The 21,401-nt window shown below is 63.8% G+C and carries 24 protein-coding genes; 13 read left to right on the forward strand and 11 right to left on the reverse strand.

Annotation, left to right across the window (positions count from 1 at the left end; all coding sequences use genetic code 11):
* Positions 1–24: 24 nt before the first annotated feature.
* The 5 genes from DOD19_RS07560 (at position 25) to DOD19_RS07580 (ending at position 4,143) form a co-directional block, all read left to right on the forward strand.
* Entirely contained in the window at positions 25–1,245 is a 1,221-nt protein-coding gene (locus tag DOD19_RS07560) for a helix-turn-helix domain-containing protein (protein WP_112184947.1), read from the forward strand.
* Positions 1,246–1,281: 36 nt separating this feature from the next.
* Positions 1,282–1,926 carry a DUF5074 domain-containing protein gene (locus DOD19_RS07565; RefSeq protein ID WP_112184949.1) on the forward strand — a complete coding sequence of 215 codons (645 nt, stop codon included), beginning with the start codon at positions 1,282–1,284 and terminating at the stop codon, positions 1,924–1,926.
* A gap of 123 nt (positions 1,927–2,049) precedes the next feature.
* Entirely contained in the window at positions 2,050–2,502 is a 453-nt protein-coding gene (locus DOD19_RS07570; protein WP_112184951.1) for a MarR family transcriptional regulator, read from the forward strand.
* Between the two features lie 34 nt (positions 2,503–2,536).
* Positions 2,537–2,878, forward strand: a complete 342-nt coding sequence (locus DOD19_RS07575; RefSeq protein WP_112184953.1) for a hypothetical protein — start codon at positions 2,537–2,539, stop codon at positions 2,876–2,878.
* Positions 2,875–4,143, forward strand: coding sequence for an MFS transporter (locus tag DOD19_RS07580; protein ID WP_112184955.1), 1,269 nt, complete (start codon positions 2,875–2,877; stop codon positions 4,141–4,143). The genes DOD19_RS07575 and DOD19_RS07580 overlap by 4 nt, the downstream gene beginning before the upstream one ends.
* Before the next feature lie 65 nt (positions 4,144–4,208).
* Here DOD19_RS07580 and DOD19_RS07585 read toward each other — a convergent pair whose 3' ends face one another.
* Positions 4,209–4,412: a cold-shock protein gene (locus DOD19_RS07585; protein ID WP_004626726.1), complete on the reverse strand. Its 204-nt coding sequence runs from the start codon at positions 4,410–4,412 to the stop codon at positions 4,209–4,211.
* Between the two features lie 267 nt (positions 4,413–4,679).
* On the opposite strand from DOD19_RS07585, the gene DOD19_RS27870 reads away from it, so the two are divergent.
* Complete coding sequence (locus DOD19_RS27870; protein WP_024975763.1) at positions 4,680–4,892, forward strand: hypothetical protein; 213 nt, start codon at positions 4,680–4,682, stop codon at positions 4,890–4,892.
* 32 nt (positions 4,893–4,924) lie between these two features.
* Here DOD19_RS27870 and DOD19_RS07595 read toward each other — a convergent pair whose 3' ends face one another.
* Together DOD19_RS07595 and DOD19_RS27495 are read right to left on the reverse strand one after the other, a co-directional pair.
* Positions 4,925–5,887 carry a D-glycerate dehydrogenase gene (locus DOD19_RS07595; RefSeq protein ID WP_024975764.1) on the reverse strand — a complete coding sequence of 321 codons (963 nt, stop codon included), beginning with the start codon at positions 5,885–5,887 and terminating at the stop codon, positions 4,925–4,927.
* 76 nt (positions 5,888–5,963) lie between these two features.
* The gene (locus DOD19_RS27495) at positions 5,964–6,170 is read right to left on the reverse strand and encodes a hypothetical protein (RefSeq protein ID WP_162634359.1); all 207 of its coding nucleotides are present in this window, start codon (positions 6,168–6,170) and stop codon (positions 5,964–5,966) included.
* Positions 6,171–6,203: 33 nt separating this feature from the next.
* Here DOD19_RS27495 and DOD19_RS07600 point away from each other — a divergent pair, with 33 nt between their 5' ends.
* The 4 genes from DOD19_RS07600 (at position 6,204) to DOD19_RS07615 (ending at position 10,105) form a co-directional block, all read left to right on the forward strand.
* A complete protein-coding gene (locus DOD19_RS07600; RefSeq protein ID WP_024975765.1) occupies positions 6,204–6,962 on the forward strand; it encodes an SDR family oxidoreductase in 759 nt (252 codons plus the stop codon).
* A 97-nt stretch (positions 6,963–7,059) separates the two neighbouring features.
* Complete coding sequence (locus DOD19_RS07605; protein ID WP_112185973.1) at positions 7,060–8,346, forward strand: MFS transporter; 1,287 nt, start codon at positions 7,060–7,062, stop codon at positions 8,344–8,346.
* Positions 8,347–8,404: 58 nt separating this feature from the next.
* Positions 8,405–8,797, forward strand: a complete 393-nt coding sequence (locus DOD19_RS07610; protein WP_112184957.1) for a VOC family protein — start codon at positions 8,405–8,407, stop codon at positions 8,795–8,797.
* Positions 8,798–8,857: 60 nt separating this feature from the next.
* Entirely contained in the window at positions 8,858–10,105 is a 1,248-nt protein-coding gene (locus tag DOD19_RS07615) for a citrate/2-methylcitrate synthase (protein WP_112184958.1), read from the forward strand.
* A gap of 275 nt (positions 10,106–10,380) precedes the next feature.
* Here the strand turns inward: DOD19_RS07615 and guaA are convergent, their stop codons facing one another.
* From guaA to guaB, 3 genes are all read right to left on the reverse strand, one after another.
* Positions 10,381–12,000, reverse strand: a complete 1,620-nt coding sequence (guaA, locus tag DOD19_RS07620; protein WP_112184960.1) for a glutamine-hydrolyzing GMP synthase — start codon at positions 11,998–12,000, stop codon at positions 10,381–10,383.
* Positions 11,975–12,553, reverse strand: a complete 579-nt coding sequence (locus DOD19_RS07625; protein ID WP_024975770.1) for a hypothetical protein — start codon at positions 12,551–12,553, stop codon at positions 11,975–11,977. Before DOD19_RS07625 ends, guaA begins: the two co-directional genes overlap by 26 nt.
* A 123-nt stretch (positions 12,554–12,676) precedes the next feature.
* Positions 12,677–14,140 carry an IMP dehydrogenase gene (gene guaB, locus DOD19_RS07630; RefSeq protein WP_024975771.1) on the reverse strand — a complete coding sequence of 488 codons (1,464 nt, stop codon included), beginning with the start codon at positions 14,138–14,140 and terminating at the stop codon, positions 12,677–12,679.
* A gap of 154 nt (positions 14,141–14,294) precedes the next feature.
* Between guaB and DOD19_RS07635 the strand changes: the two genes are divergently transcribed.
* Both DOD19_RS07635 and DOD19_RS07640 read left to right on the forward strand, forming a co-directional pair.
* Positions 14,295–15,239, forward strand: coding sequence for a DMT family transporter (locus DOD19_RS07635; protein ID WP_112184962.1), 945 nt, complete (start codon positions 14,295–14,297; stop codon positions 15,237–15,239).
* Between the two features lie 154 nt (positions 15,240–15,393).
* A complete protein-coding gene (locus DOD19_RS07640; protein ID WP_112184964.1) occupies positions 15,394–15,933 on the forward strand; it encodes a DUF4124 domain-containing protein in 540 nt (179 codons plus the stop codon).
* A 7-nt stretch (positions 15,934–15,940) separates the two neighbouring features.
* On the opposite strand, the gene DOD19_RS07645 is transcribed toward DOD19_RS07640, so the two are convergent.
* Entirely contained in the window at positions 15,941–16,306 is a 366-nt protein-coding gene (locus DOD19_RS07645) for an RnfH family protein (protein ID WP_112184966.1), read from the reverse strand.
* Positions 16,293–16,730: a type II toxin-antitoxin system RatA family toxin gene (locus DOD19_RS07650; RefSeq protein WP_024975775.1), complete on the reverse strand. Its 438-nt coding sequence runs from the start codon at positions 16,728–16,730 to the stop codon at positions 16,293–16,295. The genes DOD19_RS07645 and DOD19_RS07650 overlap by 14 nt, the downstream gene beginning before the upstream one ends.
* Positions 16,731–16,855: 125 nt before the next feature.
* Here DOD19_RS07650 and smpB point away from each other — a divergent pair, with 125 nt between their 5' ends.
* The gene (smpB, locus tag DOD19_RS07655; protein ID WP_004626709.1) at positions 16,856–17,302 is read left to right on the forward strand and encodes an SsrA-binding protein SmpB; all 447 of its coding nucleotides are present in this window, start codon (positions 16,856–16,858) and stop codon (positions 17,300–17,302) included.
* A 23-nt stretch (positions 17,303–17,325) separates the two neighbouring features.
* Here smpB and DOD19_RS07660 read toward each other — a convergent pair whose 3' ends face one another.
* The 3 genes from DOD19_RS07660 to ppsA form a co-directional block, all read right to left on the reverse strand.
* Positions 17,326–18,252: an SPFH domain-containing protein gene (locus DOD19_RS07660; RefSeq protein WP_004626708.1), complete on the reverse strand. Its 927-nt coding sequence runs from the start codon at positions 18,250–18,252 to the stop codon at positions 17,326–17,328.
* Positions 18,253–18,301: 49 nt separating this feature from the next.
* On the reverse strand, positions 18,302–18,727 hold the full coding sequence (locus DOD19_RS07665) for an NfeD family protein (protein WP_112184968.1): 426 nt from the start codon (positions 18,725–18,727) through the stop codon (positions 18,302–18,304).
* Between the two features lie 166 nt (positions 18,728–18,893).
* The gene (ppsA, locus tag DOD19_RS07670) at positions 18,894–21,281 is read right to left on the reverse strand and encodes a phosphoenolpyruvate synthase (RefSeq protein WP_112184970.1); all 2,388 of its coding nucleotides are present in this window, start codon (positions 21,279–21,281) and stop codon (positions 18,894–18,896) included.
* Positions 21,282–21,401 lie beyond the last annotated feature (120 nt).

Consider the following 21,401-nt stretch of genomic DNA (forward strand, 5'->3'; position numbering starts at 1 on the left):
AGTGACAAGTGTGGCGGGATTCGAATGGATTCATTGATCACGGCTGCAGCCCGCGCACTCGCTGCCGGTGACCCGTTCGGAGCACTGAACCGCGTCGCCCTGCGTGACGACGCGGCCGCACTGGCCTTGCGCGGCATCGCAATGGCGCAGCTCGGTGACCTGGCGCGCGCCAAGCTGTTGCTGCGTCGCGCGGCGCGCGCATTCGGCTCTCGGGAGGCGCTGGCACGCGCACGCTGCGTCGTCGCGGAAGCCGAAGTCGCCCTCGCCTCGCGCGATCTTGGCTGGCCCGCCAAAACCCTCGACGCGGCACGCGCCACGCTGGAGGCCCATGGCGATCACGTCAACGCTGCGCATGCGCGGTATCTCAGCATCCGCCGTCTTCTGCTAATCGGCCGCCTGGACGATGCAGAGGCCGCGCTGGCTGCGCTCAATCCGGCGCGTCTTCCGCCGGTATTGCGGGCGGCTCACGCGCTCGTCGTCGCGGGGATTGCCATGCGGCGCCTGCAGACGAATGCCGCGCGTGCCGCCTTGGCCGACGCTGATCTCGCGGCGCGTCAGGCCGGTATCCCGACGCTCACCGCTGAAGTGGAACGCGCCGCCCTTGCCCTGAGCGCACCGGCCGCGCGCCTCATCTCACGCGGCGAAGAACGTGTCCTGCGCCTTGAAGATGTCGAAGCCCTCTTTGCTTCAGACGCGCTCGTGGTGGACGCATGCCGGCTCGCCGTGCGGCAAACCGATGCGTTCGTCCCGCTCGCCACGCGGCCCGTGCTGTTCACGCTGGCGCGCGCACTGGGCGAAGCGTGGCCAGAAGACGTGCCCAGAGACGCCCTCATCGCCCGGGCGTTCCGCACACGGCATCCCGACGAATCGCACCGCGTGCGCCTGCGCGTAGAGATCGGACGTTTGCGCACCGCGCTTGCTGCGTTAGGCACGGTCAAGGCGACCCGGCACGGATTCGCACTGCAACCGCACGCGGCACAGAGCGTGGTCGTCCTCGCGCAACCCGTCGACGAGCCATATGCCGCCGTGCTGGCCTGTCTGGCCGATGGGGAATCGTGGTCCAGCTCCGCATTGGCGTTGGCGCTTGGTGCCAGCCAGCGCACCGTACAGCGCGCGCTCGACGCCCTGGCAGCCGCAGGCAAGGTGCAGTTCTTCGGACGTGGACGCGCGCGACGATGGGTGACGCCGCCGGTACCCGGATTCGCGACCACCTTGTTACTCCCCGCACCGCTGCCAAGTGACTAGGATGAAAACTCCACAACCGAATCCAGCGAGCCCAACATGAAACGATCCACCGCCGAAGTCGTGCGCGAATACGGCCCCTTCCCCGGTGTCGAAAACGTGGGCGGCGTCACCTACAACGGCGAGCGCATCTGGTTCGCTGCCGGCGGTCAGTTGAAGGAACTCGACCCCGACAGCGGCAAGACGCAGCGCTCCATCGACGTGCCGGCCCATGCCGGTACCGCGTTCGACGGACGGCACCTGTTCCAGATCGCCGAAGACCGCATCCAGAAGATCGACCCGCAAACCGGCAACGTGTTGGCCACGATTCCCGCGCCGGGAGCAGGTGGAGACTCAGGCCTCGCCTGGGCCGAAGGCACGCTGTGGGTCGGTCACTACCGCGAGCGCAAGATCCGCCAGATCGATCCGGACACCGGCAAGGTGCTGCGCACCATCGAATCCAACCGCTTCGTGACCGGCGTCACATGGGTCGACGGTGAACTCTGGCACGCCACATGGGAAGGCAATACGAGCGAGCTGCGGCATATTGATCCGCAAACCGGCGAAGTGCTGGAGCAGCTTGACATGCCAGCCGGCATCACTGTGTCAGGACTCGAGTCGGATGGCGCCGATCAGTTCTTCTGCGGCGGCGGCACCACCGGAAAGATTCGTGCGGTACGGCGGCCCCGCAAGCAGGCGGCATAGGCGCGATACCGCACACGGAAGGAACGAGGCCCGCTCAGATGCGGGCCTTTTTGCTTGCGTGGCCTGCGCATAACATTACAGCTTAACTGCACAGTTAAACTGTATTGATGCTATGCTCGCGGCATGGCTAAATCACCCTCCTCCACCGAGCCCGCGCCGCCCGCCGCGCTGGCCGGCGATCTGCGCATTGCGCTCGGCAAGCTGTCCCGGCGCCTGCGCGAACAAGTCCACCCGAACGATCTCACCCACGCGCAAAAGTCGGTTCTGCTGCGCCTGGACCGTGATGGCCCGGCCACCGTGTCTGCGCTTGCGCGGGCGGGCAGCGTAAAACCGCAGTCCATGCGGGTCACCGTTGCAGCACTGGAAGCGATGGGCGCGGTTGTCGGCAAGCCCGATTCGACAGATGGCCGGCAAACGCTCATCGAATTGACGCCGGGCTTTAGGAAAGCACTCAAGGAAAGCCGCGCGGCGAAAGACGATTGGCTGTTCCGCGCACTGCAGGCGCAACTGTCCGCCGCCGAGCAAGCTGAACTGGCAAAGGCCGTGACGTTGCTGCAACGGCTCGCAGAGTTTTGAGCCCCTCTTACTGTTCTTGATCCGGAGCGTCGACATGGCATGGTCCCATCTCATCTCTTGGTTTTTCGGCGGCGCGTTCCTCGCCAACGCCGTGCCGCATTTCGTCTTCGGCATCGCGGGCAAACCATTTCAGAGCCCATTCGCAACGCCGCCCGGCGAAGGGCTTTCGTCGTCCACAGTGAATGTGCTGTGGGGCGCGTTCAATCTGGCCGTCGGTTACGTCCTCGTCCTGCGGGTTGGTGATTTCCACCTGCGAAACACAACCGATGCCGTTGCGATCGGGTTGGGCATCCTGGCACTCGGCGTGCCGATGGCCCGGCGCTTTGGCAGGTTCAATGGTGGCAATCTCGACAGCGGTCTGCCGCAACGCCAATGATCACATCGGCAAGTACGCCAGCAACAGGCGTCTTCCGCTCACTGCGCGTTTTCAACTACCGTTTGTGGGCCGTGGGGTCGCTGGTGTCCAACGTGGGCACGTGGATGCAGCGCACCGCACAGGACTGGCTGGTGCTGACGCAGCTCACGAACCACAACGCTTCAGCAGTCGGCACCGTCATGGCGCTGCAGTTTGGCCCGCAGCTCCTGCTATTGCCGTGGACGGGCGTTGCCGCAGACCGCTACAACCAGCGCAAGCTGCTGATGGCCACCCAAGCGACATCGGGCGTGCTGGCGTTGATTCTCGGGCTGCTGACCGTGACGGGTATCGTTCAGCTCTGGCACGTCTACCTGCTGGCGTTTCTGTCCGGCTGTGCGTCGGCGTTCGATGCTCCGGTGCGCCAGACGTTCGTAGCGGAACTGGTGGGCGATGGCGATCTGCCCAATGCAGTTGCGCTCAACTCGACGTCGTTCAACGCTGGGCGCATGGTCGGGCCAGCGGCGGCGGGCATGGCCATCGCCACCATCGGTACAGGCTGGGCATTCCTGGCCAATGGGCTTTCGTTCATCGCGGTGCTGACTTCGCTCTTTTTCCTGCGCAAATCCGAACTGCGCCCGAATGCGCGTGCACGGCGCTCTCAAGGCGGCTTTGCCGAGGCCATCCGTTACGTGTGGGCTCGCCCCGACCTCAAGGCCATGCTGGTCATGCTGTTCCTGATCGGCACATTCGGGCTGAACTTCCCAATCTTCATCTCGACAATGGCAGCGAGCGTCTTCCACTCGGATGCGCGCGGCTACGGCGTGTTGTCGTCGATGATGGCGGTCGGCACGATGTCCGGCGCGTTGTTCGCCGCGGGGCGTAAGCAGCCGGAGTTCAAGTCACTGCTGATAGGCGCCGCGATATTCGGGCTGGGGTGCACGTTGGCGGCCATCGCACCGGGCTATTGGCTGTTTGCGGCGGCGCTGGTCATCACCGGCATGGCGGCGCTGACATTCACCAACACGAGCAACAGCCTGATGCAACTCTCGACCGAGCCTGCCATGCGTGGGCGGGTAATGGCGTTGCGCGTGGCCATCGCGTTGGGCGGCACCCCGATTGGCGCACCGATTGTGGGCTGGGTGGCAGACCATCTCGGCCCGCGCTGGTCACTTGGTGTGGGTGCGCTCTCGGGCCTGCTTTCGGCAGCGGTGGCCGTCTATGTGATGCGGCAGCAGATTCATCTGCCGCGGCAAGAGCCACCGACGCTGGAGCAAAGTGGGTCTTGAATACCTTGATGTTGCCGCGAAAAAAAACCCCGCAGTGCGGGGTTTTTCTTGGCAGATGCGACCGATCAGATCGCCTCGATCTTCGTAGCAGCCGGGCCCTTTTGGCCCACGCCTGCAACGTAGCGAACCTTCTGGCCCTCTTGGAGGGACTTGAACCCGTTGCCCTGAACTTCAGAGAAGTGAGCGAAGAGATCGTTGCCGCCTGCGTCCGGGGTGATGAAGCCGAAGCCCTTGGAGTCGTTGAACCACTTTACTGTGCCGGTTTCCATGTTGGATATCCTAAAAAGTTCTGCATGAGCCTGTGCTCACCAGGCACGACAATCAAGGAAGAAACATGGAGCAAAGGAAGCACCGCTTGGCGTGACAACCCAGAACATCGGAGTAACTGCTTGAAGATCCTGCGAGGATGGTTTCTACAGACATTTCAGCCCCGCGTCAACAAATAATTAGATAAGCTGCACCTTTGACCCACCCCCGCACCCCACCGCTGAGCCTGCACGCCACAGTGGGCGTGCGCCCTTGAGAGAACCATCAGCATGACACTCTGCTCGGCTTGCGCTGCAATCGAACTCCATAAACGCGGCGCGCCAGGCCATGCTTTGCTGAGAATCACCGACACGCAGCGCATCAAGTCGCCCTCCGCGCGCCCAATCACCGTCAGCACGTTCTCGTGTCCCACATGCGGCGCGCGGTGGGTCTATCGCGATGAAAAGAACGTGGACAACCAGGGCTGGTCGCTAGAGGCGTAGGCGCCCTGCTCGGCCGCTTTTCTCATGGCGGTTCACAGCGCGTTCGGCGCCGCCCTCCCATCAAGCACCGCAGCGATATTGTCGAGTGCGGTGAACCCCATCTGGTCGCGCGTCTCGATCGTCGCGCTCGCCATATGCGGCGACAGAAACACATTGTCGAGTGCTGCAAAGCGCGGATCGATGTTGGGCTCGTTCTGATAGACGTCAAGCCCCGCGCCGAATAACCGATGCGACGCCAACGCATCGTACAGCGCATCCTCGTTGACGAGACTCCCGCGCGCTGCGTTGACGAATACCGCGCCGTCGCGCAACAAGCCGAACTCGCGGTGCGTCATCAATGGCGTGCCGCCGCCAGGCACGTGCAGCGTGAGGATGTCGCACTGTGGCAGTAGCGTGTCGAGATCCGCGCAATAACGCGCGCCGGCCTCGATCTCGGGCGGCGCGGGCCGCCGGTCGGTATAGACGATCTGCATTCCGAAGCCGCGCGCACGCTGTGCGACCGCCCGCCCGATCCGGCCGAAACCGACGATCCCGAGCGTCTTTCCGTTCACGCGCATGCCAAGCATGTCCGTCATGCCGAACGACTTTCCCCATCCCGCGCGCACGATGCGCTCGTACTCCGACGCACGCCGGCACGCGGCGAGAATCAACAACATCGTGAAATCGGCAGTGCAGTCCGTCAGCGCGTCGGGCGCGTTGCTGACGACGATCCCGCGTGCGCGCGCGGCGGCCACGTCCATGTGGTCGTAACCGGCGCTCGCGTTCGCGATGATCTTCACGCTCGGCGCCAATGCTGCGATGTGCTCGGCCTGCAGCCCCGATTTCTTGCCGATCAGCACCGCCGGCGTCTCGTGGCGGTTGCAGAATTCGACGACGGACGGCGCGTCCATGTCGGCGTCGGTCACATACGCGTGGAATTCGGCTTCGGCACGTGCGGCCACCGCCGCGGGAACCCGTCGCGCTACTAGCAGGCGGGGGCGATTGTTGTCAGGCATGGTCTCGTCCTTGGGTCGGAAAACGGAGCACAGCCTACGAAGCACGGTCGGCGCGGGTCAATATTGATTGTTTCGATCAATGTATGTGCGCGGTGCGCCGCCGCGGGCTTTCGGCGTCGCTTCGGCCGTGTCGCGCGCCGCCCATCCGGCCGCGCTGGTCCGCGAGCGACGTCTCGCCCAACTCAGGAAAACCCTGACGCCGCCCCGTCGCGACGGGGCTGTTGATATTGATTGAAAGAATCAAGATTGCTGGGGAATCGCCACCGCGCAATGCTTTTTGCATGTTCAACGCACCACTGAAGACGAGGTCGTGAAGATGCAGGCAGAAAAAAGAATCGCGGCGGTGACGGGCGCCGGCACCGGCATCGGCCAGGCGGCGGCCGTCGCGCTGGCGCGAGCCGGGTTCAGCGTCGCACTGCTCGGCAGGCGCATCGATCCGCTGCTCGAAACGAAAGAGATCATCGAGCGGGCCGGCGGCGCGGCGGCGGCCATTCCGACCGATGTTTCCGACGAAGCGTCGGTCGACGCCAGCTTCGCGCAGATCGCGCACGAGTTCGGGCGCCTTGATGTGCTGTTCAACAACGCGGGCCGCAATGCAGGAGCCGTGCCGCTCGACGACTACTCGCTGCAGTTCTGGAACGACGTGGTCGCGACCAACCTGACGGGTGTATTCCTGTGTGCGCGCGCCGCGTGGCGCCAGATGAAGCGGCAGACGCCGCAAGGCGGCCGCATCATCAACAACGGCTCGATCTCGGCGCACACGCCGCGTCCGAACACGATCGCGTACACCGCCACGAAGCACGCCGTTCTCGGCATCACGCGCTCGCTCGCGCTCGACGGCCGGCCATTCAACATCGCGTGCGGCCAGATCGACATCGGCAACGCTGCCACGTCGCTGACCGAACGCATGACGAGCGGCGTAGCGCAGGCCGACGGCCGCATCGCGCCCGAGCCGCGCGTCGACGTCGCGCACGTCGCGAATGCCATCGTGCAGATGGCGAGCCTGCCGCTCGAAGCCAACATTCTGAACATGACGATCATGGCCAGCGCGATGCCTTTCGTCGGACGCGGCTGAACCCGACGTGCGCCGGCACACACAACAACCATACGCCGGCCCATCCATCAGACAACAGGAGACAACATTGGAAACTGCAGAAGAGCAGGTTTCGGTCATGCGCGAGGTCAACGCGCACGCGGGCAGCGTAAGAAGATCGCGGGTGCGCTACGGCGTGCTGTCGATGCTGCTGGTGGCGACCGTCCTCAACTACGTCGATCGCTCGGCGCTCGGCATCGTCGCGCCCGCACTATCGAAGGATCTCGCGCTCACCCGCGTGCAGATGGGCGAGCTGTTCGCCGTGTTCGGACTCGCCTACTCGATCGCCCTGCTGCCCGCAGGCGTGCTAGCCGACATGCTCGGCTCGCGCGTTGCGTATGCGCTGTCGCTCGTCGGCTGGTCGCTGGCGACGCTGACGCAAGGGCTCGCACACGGCTACCACATGCTGCTCGGCTCGCGGCTGGCGATGGGAGCGCTCGAGGCACCCGCGTTTCCGTCGAACGCGCGTGCGGTCACGATGTGGTTCCCGGTCCAGGAACGCGGCTTCGCAACGAGCGTGTACGTGATGGGCCAGTACATCGGCACGCCGCTCTTCACCGGGCTGCTGCTGTGGATCTCGTCGGCGTTCGGCTGGCGGGCCGTATTCTTCTCGACGGGCGCGTTCGGCATCCTGTTCAGTGTCGTCTGGTATCGGCTTTATCGCGATCCGTCACGGCATCGCAGCGTCAATGCAGCCGAGCTGCAGTACATCACTGAAGGGCGCCCCGTGGTGACCGCGCGCGATCGCTTCGAGTGGCGCATGGCGCTGCGCCTGCTCAGCTACCGGCAGATCCTCGCGATCTGTCTGGGCAAGTTCTGCAACAACACGCTGCTGGTGTTCTTCACGACCTGGTTCATGACCTATCTGGTCGAGGAACGGCACATGTCGATGATCAAGGTCGGTTTCTTCCAGGCGATGCCGTTCATCGGCGCGACGTTGGGCATCCTGATCGCCGGCTATCTGTCCGATCTCTGCATCCGGCGCGGCGTGTCGATGTCGTCGTCGCGCAAGGCGCCGCTCGTGATCGGCACCTTCCTCGGCGCGTCGATCGTGCTCGTCAACTTCGTGCATTCGAACGCGCTGGTGATCGCGATCCTCACCATCGCATTCTTCGCCCAGGGGATCGGCTCGATGTCGTGGGCGGCCGTGTCCGAGATTGCGCCTAAACGCTACGTTGGACTCACCAGCAGCATCACGAGCCTCGCGGCCAACATCGCAGCCGTCACCACGCCGCTGATGATCGGCTACGTGACGCAGCACACCGGCAGCTTTTTCTGGGCGCTGAACTTGATGGGCGGGATCTGCCTCGTCGGCACGCTGTCGTACTCGGTGCTGCTCGGCAAACTGTCACGTATCGAGCTCTGAGCCCGTAGATGCCCTTTGTCTGCCAACCCGCCGACTCCTTCACCCGCGGACCACGACCATGATCGAATTCAAATGGGACCACCTGCAACTCTGCTCGGCCGATGCGGAGGCCACCGCCGCATGGTTCGCGCGCTGCCTGAACGCCGAAATCGTGCGACGCCCCGGCCGCGTCGATCTGCGGATCGGCGCCGTCAACCTATTCATCACCGCCCAGCCGGACGCGCGTTCGGCGACCGTGACGGAGGGGCGCCGCGTGCAAGGGATCGACCACTTTGGCGTGCTGGTCGATGACTTGGATGCCGCCTACGCGCATCTGGTCGCGCACGATGCAGAGATCGTCCAGCCCGTCACGCGGATCCGCGCCGGTGTGCGCGGCTGTTTCGTACGCGCGCCAGGCGACATCCTCGTCGAGGTGCTTGAGCGGCGCGCAGCAGAAATGACATTCAACTGAACCCGGTCTATAGTCGGCGCAAGCGGCCAGACACAGGCCGCATCGTCATCACGACTCCACATGCAGAACTGGATCACCCTGACGGAAGCGGCGCGGCGGCTCGGCGTGCGGGCGCAGACCGTCTATGCGTATGCGAGCCGCGGCAGTATCGCCGTGATGCAGGACCCCAACGATCCACGCAAGAGTCTGTATCGCGCGGAGGACGTGGTCACGCTGTGCCGCAAGAAACAGGTCGGCCGCAAGCGAGCGGCGCTGGCAGCCAGCACGATCTTTGGCGCCGAGCCGTGCATCTACAGCGGCATCACCACGTTCTCCAAGGGCCGCGCCTGGTATCGGGGCCGCGACAGCATTCAGCTTGCGGATACCGCCACGCTCGAGGAAACGGCTGCTCTGCTCTGGCAGGCCACCACGCCCGTGTCGTTCGACGCACCCGCGATCGCGCTGCCATCCGGCGAGCGCGATCGGCAATGCGCGTTCTCGGTACTCGCGATGCTGGCCGCGCACGGCCATTCGACGCTCGGCCGGCTCGACAGCGCGCTGCACATCGAAGCGGGGCAACTCGTCGCGATCGTGTCGCGCGCGTTCGGCGCGCATGGCGATGTCGGCGCAAGTCCACTCCGGACCCATCAGCGGCTCGCAGCCGGCTGGGGCCTCGACAGCGATGGCGCGGATCTGCTGCGCCGGGCGATGGTGCTGGTTGCAGATCACGAGATCACGAGTTCGGCATTCGCCGCGCGCATCACCGCGTCGACCGGCGCATCGCTCGCGGGCTGCCTGCTGACGGGGCTCGCAACGTTGTCGGGCCCGCTGCACGGCGACGCGTCAGGGCGCGTGCGTGCGGTATTCGACGACGTGCAGAGATTGGGCGCCGAGCACGTGGTCGATCACTACCTGAAGTCAGCGATCCCGATTCCCGGCTTCGGCCATCATCTTTACCCCGATGGCGATCCGCGCGCGGCCGCGTTGCTCGCGCGGCTCCATCCGCCGGCGGAACTGGCGCATTTCGTCGACAAGGTTACGGAACTCACCGGCCAGCGGCCGACCATCGATGTCGCGTTCGCGATGCTGTCGGTACAGCTTCAGTTGCCGCGCGATGCGGCGTTCGGCTTGTTTTCGATCGCGCGCAGCGTCGGGCTGCTCGCGCACTGCATCGAGCAACTGCGCGTGGGCAAGGTGATTCGGCCGCGCAGCCGCTACACGGGGCCGGCGCTAGACGAGCGGCATCTGCGCCCCGACACTGAGGACGAAGGCAAATTGCCGAAAGCCGGTGTGATCGAGAAGAATCGGGTGTTCAAGATAGTGGAGTAAGGCTACCGGGCTCCGCTCGGTCGCCACGTGGTGCCCTCACGTCGCCTTGCGGCCCCATTTGAAGTAGGGCGTCGAACGCGAACGATGGACACAACCACATCTGTCGGAAACCTTGTACAAAGCCATGCGGGGCTTAAGGTTGCCAAGCGCAAATTCGCACATTGCGTGAGATTGGGTGAAAGCGGTTGAGGCATCATGAGATGCCTCATCCCTTGTCACACTTGAGTTTCTTGCGATTTTTGTCGCTGCATGAAACGGGGTGAGACGATGCTAGATCACTCCCACTCAATCGTCGCAGGCGGCTTGCCCGACACGTCATACACGACCCGGCTCAAACCACGCACCTCATTGATGATGCGGTTCGACACGCGGCCCAACAGCGTGTACGGCAGATGTGCCCAGTGGGCGGTCATGAAGTCGGTGGTCTGCACAGCACGCAGCGCCGTCACGTAGTCGTACGTGCGACCATCGCCCATCACGCCGACGGACTTGATCGGGAGGAACACCGCAAACGCCTGGCTCGTCAGGTCGTACCAGCTCTTGCCGACATCGCCTTCACCGCACACGCCGGCGGCCACATCCTGGGCCGTGGCCTTGGTGCCGCGCAGCTCTTCGATGAAGATGGCATCGGCGCGGCGCAGCAGGTCCGCGTATTCGCGCTTGACTTCACCGAGAATGCGCACGCCCAGACCCGGCCCCGGGAACGGATGGCGATACACCATCTCGTGCGGCAGGCCCAGCGCCACGCCCAGCTCGCGCACTTCGTCCTTGAACAGATCGCGTAGCGGCTCGAGCAGCTTCAGCCCCAGCGTTTCCGGCAGGCCACCCACGTTGTGGTGGCTCTTGATCGTCGTTGCCTTCTTGGTCTTGGTGCCGCCTGATTCCACCACGTCCGGGTAGATCGTGCCCTGCGCCAGCCACTTGGCGTTGCTGAGCTTCTTCGCTTCGGCCTGGAACACTTCCACAAACTCGCGGCCGATGATCTTGCGCTTGGCTTCCGGGTCCGTCACGCCGGCAAGGTGGCCGAGGAACTGCTCGGAGGCATCCACGTGCACGACCTTGGCATGCAGACGGCCAGCGAACATGTCCATCACCATCTTGCCTTCGTCCAGGCGCAGCAGGCCGTGGTCGACAAAAACGCAGGTGAGTTGGTCGCCAATTGCACGGTGGATCAGCGCCGCTGCCACCGACGAATCAACACCGCCCGACAGGCCGAGGATCACCTCCTCATCGCCCACCTGCTCGCGGATGGCCTTGACGGCTTCGTCGATGTGGTCGCGCATGACCCAGTCGGGCTTGGCACCGGCAATTTCCAGAACAAAGCGCTCGAGCATCGCGCGGCCTTGCACGGTATGCGTAACTTCTGGGTGGAACTGCACGGCGTAATAGCCACGTGCCTCATCGGCCATGCCGGCGACCGGGCAGCTCGGCGTCGAGGCCAGCAGCTTGAAGCCGGGCGGCAGTTCCGTAACCTTGTCGCCGTGGCTCATCCATACCTTGAGCATGCCGTGACCTTCCGGCGTGGCGAAGTCCTGGATGTCCTTGAGCAGACGGGTGTGACCATGCGCGCGCACTTCGGCGTAACCGAATTCGCGGTGGTCACTCCACTCCACCTTGCCGCCCAGCTGCACGGCCATGGTCTGCATGCCGTAGCAGATGCCGAGCACCGGCACGCCCAGATCCCACACGGCCTGCGGCGCGCGCAGCTGATGGTCTTCGTACGTGCTGGCGTGGCTGCCGGACAGGATGATCGCCTTGGGCGCGAACTCGCGCACGAAGGCGTCGGACACGTCGTTCGGGTGGATCTCGCAGTAGACGTGTGCTTCACGCACGCGCCGCGCAATCAGTTGCGTGACCTGCGAGCCGAAATCAAGGATGAGGACTTTGTCGTGCATGTTGTGAAGGAATGGAATCGGCAATCGTGTCGACTTCAGTGCCGGGGCCGTAGCCCGGAGGCGGCATGTAGCCAGGTTCTTTGCGCTGCGCCTTTTCTGCGCGTTCGCGTTCGCGCGCGGCCGCGGCGTCTTCGCGGGCTTTCTGGGCGCGCACGCGCTCATTGGTGCGCACGCGTCGCGAGGCGGGAATCTGCACGGCGGAAAACGCCGCCAGCACCGCGGCAAACGTCGGCAGCCAGATGCGGCCAGCGCCGTCCACCGGCAGGTGGAAGAACAGCAGCCAGGCAATCACCAGCACGGCGACAGCCAGGTTCACATGACCGACCACCTGCGCAACGGCGGTGGTCAGCTGCCCGTTGACGGTGGCGTGCCACAGCAGCCAGGCCACACCAATCAGCGTGACGCCGAGCAACTGACCGTACATCGCCGGCTCAGGCTGCGGTAATTGCAGCGCGCCGAAGATGGACGTCAAGGGTGAAGCCAGCAGGACGAGACCGACGCACAGCGCGACAGCCGCATCCAGAAACAGAACGAGTCGCAAAAGCGCTTTCATCATCGTCTCCAGTTGCGGGCGGCCGCCCGTGCTTCGGCCACCGGTTGAATCGGCCGGAGCGCCCGCGCGCCCCGGCGGCAGTACTGCTTGCCTTCTATCTTGTTTGCGATGATCGACAAGCGATCAGTCGCGGTGATAGTTCGGCGCTTCCTTCGTGATCTGCACGTCGTGCACGTGCGATTCGTTCATGCCAGCGGCGGTGATCTCGACAAACTGGGCTTTCTCGTGCCATTCGGCAATCGAGGCGCAACCGCAGTAGCCCATCGACGAGCGAACGCCGCCCGTGAGTTGATGCACGATCGGCAGCGCGGAGCCCTTGTACGGCACGCGCCCCTCGATACCTTCGGGCACCAGCTTGTCCACGTTGGCGGTGTTGTCTTCCTGGAAGTAGCGGTCGGCGGCGCCGTCCTTCATCGCGCCCACCGAGCCCATGCCACGGTAGCTCTTGTACGAGCGGCCCTGGAACAGGAACACCTCGCCCGGCGATTCGTCCGTACCGGCGAACATGCCACCCATCATCACGGTGTGCGCGCCGGCAGCCAGGGCCTTGGCAACATCGCCCGAGTAGCGGATACCGCCGTCAGCGATCAGTGGAACGCCGGTGCCCTTCAGTGCCTCGGCCACATTCGACACGGCAAAGATTTGCGGCACGCCCACGCCAGCAACGATCCGCGTCGTGCAGATCGAGCCCGGGCCAATGCCGACCTTGACGCCATCCGCGCCGTGGTCGACCAGCGCCTTGGCGGCGTCGCCCGTGGCGATGTTGCCGCCAATCACCTGCACTTGCGGGTAGTTGTCCTTGATCCAGCGCACGCGGTTCAGCACGCCCTGGCTGTGGCCGTGCGCGGTATCGACCACGATCACGTCCACGCCGGCCTTCACCAGAAAATCGATACGCAGATCGTTATCCGGACCCACGCCCACCGCCGCGCCCACGCGCAGCGAACCGCGTTCGTCCTTCGAGGCCAGCGGGTATTCGGTGGCCTTCTGGATATCCTTGACGGTGATCAGGCCGCGCAGCTCAAAGGCTTCGCCCACCACCAGCACGCGCTCCAGGCGGTGCTTGTTCAACAGGCGCTTGGCCTCTTCCAGCGTGGCGCCTTCCTTGACGGTGACGAGCTTCTCGCTCGGCGTCATCTTGGCGCGCACCGGGGCGTCCAGTTCCTCTTCGAAACGCAGATCGCGGTTGGTGATGATGCCCACCACCTTCTTGCCTTCCAGCACCGGGAAACCCGAAATACCGTGCTGTGCCGACAGCGCCATCACGTCGCGGACCTTCATGTCAGGACCGATGGTGATCGGGTCGCGCAGCACGCCCGATTCAAAGCGCTTGACCTTGGCGACTTCGCGCGCCTGTTCTTCCGGCTTCAGGTTCTTGTGGACGATACCGATACCACCTTGCTGCGCCATGGCGATGGCGAGCCGCGCTTCCGTAACCGTATCCATGGCGGCGGAGACAAGCGGAATGGCGAGTTCGATCGAACGGGTGAGCTTGGTGCGAAGGGACGTATCGCGGGGCAGGACGGCCGAATAGGCCGGGACGAGCAGCACATCATCGAACGTGAGTGCTTTCTGGACAAGACGCATAGCAATTTCCTCTAGGCGCAAAATCGGATTATACGGGAATTCGCCCCACGGTAGTAGAGACCCGTGCTATGCTCGATAAATTTTTCTTCGCGCCCGTGCCTATTGCGCCCTGCGCCGCCAGCGGCCGCGCAGAGTTAGCCTCGCGAGTGTTCGAATGGGAATTGGCGTACTGTGCGCCCTGCTGGCCGGGGCGATGTGGGGCATGGTCTTTATTGCACCCCGCGCGCTGCCCGCGTTTTCACCGTGGGAACTGACCCTTGGCCGCTACCTCGCCTACGGCGTCATCGCAGCCATCACCGCTGCCCCGATCCTTCCCCGCATTGCCCGCAAGATTACCCGCGCCGATTGCCTGGCGCTGTTCAGGCAGTCCTGCAGCGGCAACCTTGTTTACTTCGTTTTCGTGGCCTTTGGCGTGCAACTGGCTGGCGTTGCACCCACCTCGCTTATCGTCGGCATCCTGCCCATTACCGTGACCATGCTTGGCCGGCGCGATCATGGGGCCGTGCCGCTCTCCCGCCTGATCTGGCCGCTATTGGTTGTCGCTGCCGGCATCGTCTGCATCAACGTCGACCTGTTCGGCCATGAAGCGACGACGATGGCCGCCGACGCCCGACCTGTCTGGCAACGCATTGCCGGCATCGCTTGTGCGGTGGGCGCGCTTTGCAGCTGGACCTGGTACGCCGTGGACAATGCCCGCTACCTGCAGCGCAATCCGCATTTCTCCAGCAACGAATGGTCTGCGTTGTACGGCATTTCCAGCGGCATTCTGTCGGCCGCTTTGACCTTGGCGGCCCTGCTCGCGGTCGGTACAAGCTGGATGAATGCCGGCGGACGTGCCTGGGGCACGTTCTGGGTGGTCAATGCTGCCGTGGCACTCGGCGCGTCGCTGATCGGCAACAACTTATGGAACATCGCCTCCCGACGACTGCCGCTCACACTGTCGGGCCAGATGATCGCGTTCGAGACCCTGTTCGCGCTGGCATATGGCTTCGTGTACGACGACCGCTGGCCGCGTCCGCTTGAGATGGCCGCAATCGCCTTGCTGATTGCGGGTGTCGGCTGGTCGGTGCGCTTGCACGCCAACAACAAGTCTGCATAAACTGGGCGCCTTGCCGGGGGGCGAGTCGACAGGCCAAGCCAGGCCGTCGGCCTAAATTGGCGAGTGGCGATCACGCCACCGGGCTCCCGTGCGCGTCCAGGGGCCGTCGTCGGGTCGGCCAGCGCGCCGTCGGCAGTCCACGAACGAGAACTCCATGAAACGACTGCACGTCCTGTTGCCTGCCACCGCTGCCCTGATCGCCCTCGCTTGTCCGGTTGCCCAGGCGCAATGGGCCTGGCAATGGCGCGATGACAAGGGCCACATGGTCTACAGCGATGCCGCACCGCCGCCGTCGGTGCCATCCAACCGCATCATCCGCAATCCGAACAGCCGCACGGCCACGGCCTATGAAGCGCTGTCCGCGCCGGCCTCGGGCGTCAAAGCGGCGGACCCTAACGCGGCAGCCAGACCCAGCCAGCCAGCCTCGGGCGTGGCCGCATCGAACCCCGACGAAGAACTGCGCAAGCGCCTGGCCGACCGCGCCAAAAAGGAACAGGACGAAGCCAGGCAGGCAGACGCTGCCCAGCGCAAGCAAGCCGAATGCGCACGCCTGCGCAACGAAACCACGTATATGCAAGACGGCCGCCGCGTCGGCTCGGTGCAGGCCGACGGCTCGATCGCCTATATGGATGACAACCAGCGCGCCGCAGCCGTCCAGCGCAACCAGGCTGCCCTGAGCGCCAACTGCAACTGATTTGTCGCTATTCGAGGACGTCGTCTTTGGGCGGCGCCTCGTTGCGCAGCCACTTCAACCCTTCGCGCGTGCCGGTGGCCCGCACCTTCAACACGCGCCGCCGGCGTGCAGTTTTTGGATCGGCGATCAGCGGACCCAGAATTTCCACCCGGTCTCGCGCGTGCAACGGTGCATCGGGCGTCTTGCGCTTGCCGTAAATGCCCAGGCGGCAGGTATCGATGGTCAATTCCAGGCCATTCAGCACGCCAGAGGCACGCACCGCGTCGGCCACCGTCGCCCGCTCCGGTACTTGCACGGTGACAAGCCGCGGCGGCGTAACCGTCGCCAGGCAGACCATCACGTCGATCACGGTGCTGGAATCAGGATTCGCCATACACCGTCTCAGCGCGTTTGACGAACGAATCGACGAAGGTGTTGGCAATCATGCTGAACACCGGGCCGATCAGTTTTTCCAGAATCACGTTGGAAAACTCGTAATGCAGGTGGAAGTTGATCTTGCAGGCGTCCGCGCGCAGCGGCGTGAAGATCCAGAAACCGGTAAACGACTTGAAAGGCCCGTCAGCGAACGTCATATCAATGCGGGTGGGCCGCGTTTGCACGTTACGCGTGCGAAAGAACTGGTGAATGCCCTTGAAGGCGATGTCCACACGCGCGTCGAGTGACGTTTCCGTCTGCTCGTAGATTTCAACGCCCCCGCACCATGGCAGGAAGTTCGGATAGTCCTTGACGTCGGTGACCAGGTCGAACATCTGTTCGGCCGAGTAGCCAATTAACACGTTTTTTTCAACGTCTGCCATGCGTCATCCGAAAGCTTTGCGTGCCGCGTCCCGGCTGGGATTGCGGCGGATTTGTTAAACTCGCCATTTTATCGCAGCGCATGCAGGGATCGTCACCCCAAGGCGCGCACCGCATATTCCAAAATATGACCATCGCCGACAACAAAAAGGCCTTTTTCGATTACTTCATCGAAGAGCGCTACGAAGCAGGCATGGCTCTTGAGGGCTGGGAGGTGAAAGCCATCCGGGCCAACCGTGCGCAGATCAAGGAAGGCTACGTCGTCATTCGCAACGCCGAGCTGTTCCTGATCGGGGCCCATATCAGCCCGCTGCAATCGGCCTCCACGCATGTCAATCCAGACCCCGTGCGCACCCGCAAGCTGCTGCTGCACGCCGAAGAGATCAAGAAGCTCATCGGCAAAGTGGAACAGCGCGGCTACACGCTCGTGCCGCTCAACCTGCACTACACGCGCGGCCGCGTGAAGTGCGAGATCGGCCTTGCCAAAGGCAAGAAGCAGTTCGACAAGCGCGAAACCGAGAAAGACCGCGACTGGCAGCGCGAAAAAGCCCGCCTCATGCGCGAGAAGGCTTGAGCCCTCTCCCGCTCCGCCGAGCCTTACGCGCTCGGCCGCTGCTGCTTCACAATCGTCAACGCTGACGCAATCATCGTGCTCAGGTCACCCATGTTGCCCGGCACGATGAGCGTGTTGCCCTGCTTGGCCAGGTTACCGAATGCGCTCACATACTCTTCCGCCACCTTCAGGTTGACGGCATCGACACCGCCCTCGGTACGAATGGCCTGACCGATCTTCTGGATCGCCTGGGCGTTGGCTTCTGCCACCGCCAAAATCGCCGCTGCCTCGCCCTGCGCCTTGTTGATTGCGGCCTGCCTTTCCCCTTCTGATTTTTGGATGGCAGCCTCGCGCGCACCGGATGCCAGATTGATCTGCTCCTGGCGCTTGCCTTCGGATGCGGCGATCAGCGCACGCTTTTCACGCTCGGCCGTGATCTGCGCCTGCATGGCGTGCAGGATCTCCTTCGGCGGCGTCAGATCCTTGATCTCGTAGCGCAGCACCTTCACGCCCCAATTCGATGCGGCCTCATCCAGCGCATTGACCACGCTGTGGTTAATGAAGTCGCGCTCCTCAAACGTCTTGTCCAGTTCCAGCTTGCCGACGACCGAGCGCAGCGTCGTCTGCGCCAGCTGCGTGATGGCGATCACGAAATTGCTCGATCCATACGAAGCCCGCATCGGGTCGGTCACCTGGAAATACAGGATGCCGTCCACTTGCAGCTGCGTGTTGTCCTTGGTGATACAGATCTGGCTCGGTACGTCGAGCGGGATTTCCTTGAGCACGTGCTTGTAGGCCACGCGGTCAACAAAGGGCAGCACGATGTTGAGCCCCGGCGAGAGCGTCGCGTGATACTTGCCCAGTCGCTCCAGAATCCAGGCGTGCTGTTGCGGCACGATCTTGATGCCTTGTGCGATGAGCACGATGGCGGCAAACAGGACGATGATCGCGAGAGTCCCCAGCTCGAACATAGAACCTCCGTGGTTGGGCTTGTTGGTTGTTTTTGGTTGTTGTTGGTGGCTACCTGGGCGCGACGACAAGCACGTTGCCACGCACTTCGACGATCCGGAATTCGCCAGCGGCGGCCGATGCGTCCGGTGCAAGTTCGACATCCCATGCGGCGCCGCGATATTGCACGCGCGCGCGGCGCTCGGGTGACCAAGCATCGACGCGCAACGTCTCGCCGATGTCCAGATTGACGTTGCGATTGCGCGCGGCATTCTCACGCGTGGTCCGCCCGTAGCGCGTGCGCCGCAACCCGACGATGCCGAACACCGCCACGATGGCGGCCACGATGGCCTGTGCAGGAAACGTAAGGCCGATCAGCGCGGCAAGACCGCCAGCGACCAGGCCGATTGCCACCATCAGCAGATAGAAGGTCCCCGTCATCAGCTCGCCGATGACGAGCAGCACGGCCAGAGAAAACCAGACGGTCTGAGCCGACATACTCCCTCTCCCGGAATCCCATAAAAAAAACCCCCGCGACGCTGCACGTCTGCGGGGGCATGTCGCTCGGCCCCCGTCAGCGTTGGACGCTCTCGGGCACTTCGCGTTCTTGTAGGCGCGTACCCGTCAGGATACGCGCCTTGTCTTACGACGCTCTAGGCCGGAATCAAGCCGAACCCAGCTTCTGCCACGTGTCGATCACCGAATCCGGGTTCAGCGAGATCGACGAGATACCTTCCTTGGCCAGCCACTCGGCAAAATCCGGATGGTCGGACGGGCCCTGACCGCAGATACCGACGTACTTGCCCATCGACAGCGCCGTAGAAATGGCACGCTGCAGCATGAACTTGACCGCCGGATCACGCTCGTCGAAGTCCTTGGCCAGCAGCTCCATGCCGGAGTCGCGATCCAGACCCAGCGTGAGCTGCGTCAGGTCGTTCGAGCCGATCGAGAAACCGTCGAAATGCTGCAGGAACTGCTCGGCCAGAATCGCGTTGGACGGCACTTCGCACATCATGATCAGGCGCAGGCCGTTCTCGCCGCGCTTCAGGCCGTACTTGGCCAGCAGCTCGACAACCTTCTCAGCCTGACCGAGCGTACGCACGAACGGCACCATCACTTCGACGTTGGTCAGGCCCATCTCGTCGCGCACGCGCTTCATGGCACGGCACTCCATCTCGAAGGCTTCGGCAAAGTCTTCGGCGATGTAGCGCGAGGCGCCCCGGAAGCCCAGCATCGGGTTTTCTTCGTCCGGCTCGTAGCGCGAACCACCGATCAGCTTCTTGTACTCGTTGGACTTGAAGTCCGACAGACGCACGATCACCGGCTTCGGATAGAACGCCGCTGCGATCGTGGCAATGCCCTCGGCCAGCTTGTCAACGTAGAACGCACGCGGGCTTGCATGGCCGCGAGCCACGCTTTCCACGGCCTTCTTCAGGTCGCTGTCGACCTGCGGGTAGTCGAGGATCGCCTTCGGGTGAACGCCGATGTTGTTGTTGATGATGAATTCGAGGCGAGCCAGGCCCACACCGCCGTTCGGGATCTGGCAGAAATCGAACGCCAGTTGCGGGTTGCCGACGTTCATCATGATCTTGGTGCTGATCGGCGGCATTTCGCCACGCTGGACTTCCGTGATTTCGGTTTCCAGCAGGCCGTCATAGATCTTGCCTTCGTCGCCTTCGGCGCACGAGACTGTCACCAGCGTGCCGTCCTTCAGCAGGTCGGTCGCATCGCCGCAGCCGACCACCGCCGGCACGCCCAGCTCACGCGCGATGATGGCCGCGTGGCAGGTACGGCCGCCACGGTTGGTGACGATGGCCGAGGCGCGCTTCATCACCGGTTCCCAGTTCGGGTCGGTCATGTCGGCAACCAGCACGTCGCCGGGCTGCACGCGCTCCATTTCAGCCGGATCGTTGATCACGCGCACCGGGCCCGTGCCGATCTTCTGGCCGATAGCGCGGCCGGTGGTCAGCACCGGTGCCGAGCCCTTCAGGCGGAAGCGCTGCTCGACCTTGCCGTGCGACTGGCTCTTCACCGTCTCCGGGCGAGCCTGCAGGATGTAGATCTTGCCGTCCTTGCCGTCGCGGCCCCACTCGATATCCATCGGGCGACCGTAATGCTTCTCGATGATGACGGCGTACTTGGCCAGCTCCGTCACATCCGCATCGCTGATGGAGTAACGGTTGCGGAGTTCGCCCGGCACGTCGACGGTCTTCACGCGGCCTTCTTCGCCCGGCGCGGTGAATTCCATCTTGATCAGCTTGGAGCCGATCGAGCGGCGGATGATCGGGTACTTGCCGGCGGCCAGCGTCGGCTTGAAGACGTAGAACTCATCCGGGTTCACCGCACCCTGCACCACCGTTTCGCCCAGGCCGTAGCTGGAGGTGATGAAGACGACCTCCTGGAAGCCCGATTCGGTGTCGATCGTGAACATCACGCCCGAGGCGCCGCAGTCCGAACGCACCATGCGCTGGATGCCGGCCGACAGGGCCACCACGTCATGGGCGAAGCCCTTGTGCACGCGGTAGGAAATCGCACGGTCGTTGTACAGCGAAGCAAACACGTGCTTGATCTTGTCGAGCACGTCATCGATGCCGAGAACGTTGAGGTAGCTCTCTTGCTGGCCGGCGAACGAAGCGTCCGGCAGGTCTTCGGCGGTGGCCGACGAGCGCACCGCGAACGATGCCTCGGCGCCTTCGCGAGCCGACACGCGAGCGTACGACTCGCGAATCTCCTGCTCCAGACGCGGCTGGAACGGTGCGGTGGCGACCCACTCGCGGATCTCCTTGCCGGCGGCAGCCAGCGCCTTGACGTCGTCGACATCCAGGCTGGCCAGGCGCTGCGAGATGCGCTCGGTCAGGTTGTTGTGTGCAAGGAAATCACGGAACGCCAGTGCCGTGGTGGCAAAACCGCCTGGAACGCGCACGCCGGCGCCATCCAGCTGGGAAATCATCTCGCCCAGCGAAGCGTTTTTACCGCCGACGACCTCGACATCGGTCATCCGCAATTGCTCGAACGGCAGCACATAGGCGCCGTCTTGCGACAGGTTAGTCATACAAGCCCCTAAACTAAGTGAAAAACCGGTCGGATGCGCACGGGGCTTTCTTCTTGTCGTCTGGCCGCGCGAATCGCTTGGCTAAACCATCCGGATGCCCTGCCAGCACTGCCGCTGTGG

The sequence above is a fragment of the Ralstonia sp. GX3-BWBA genome (assembly GCF_003290055.1).
Lineage (GTDB): Bacteria > Pseudomonadota > Gammaproteobacteria > Burkholderiales > Burkholderiaceae > Ralstonia > Ralstonia holmesii.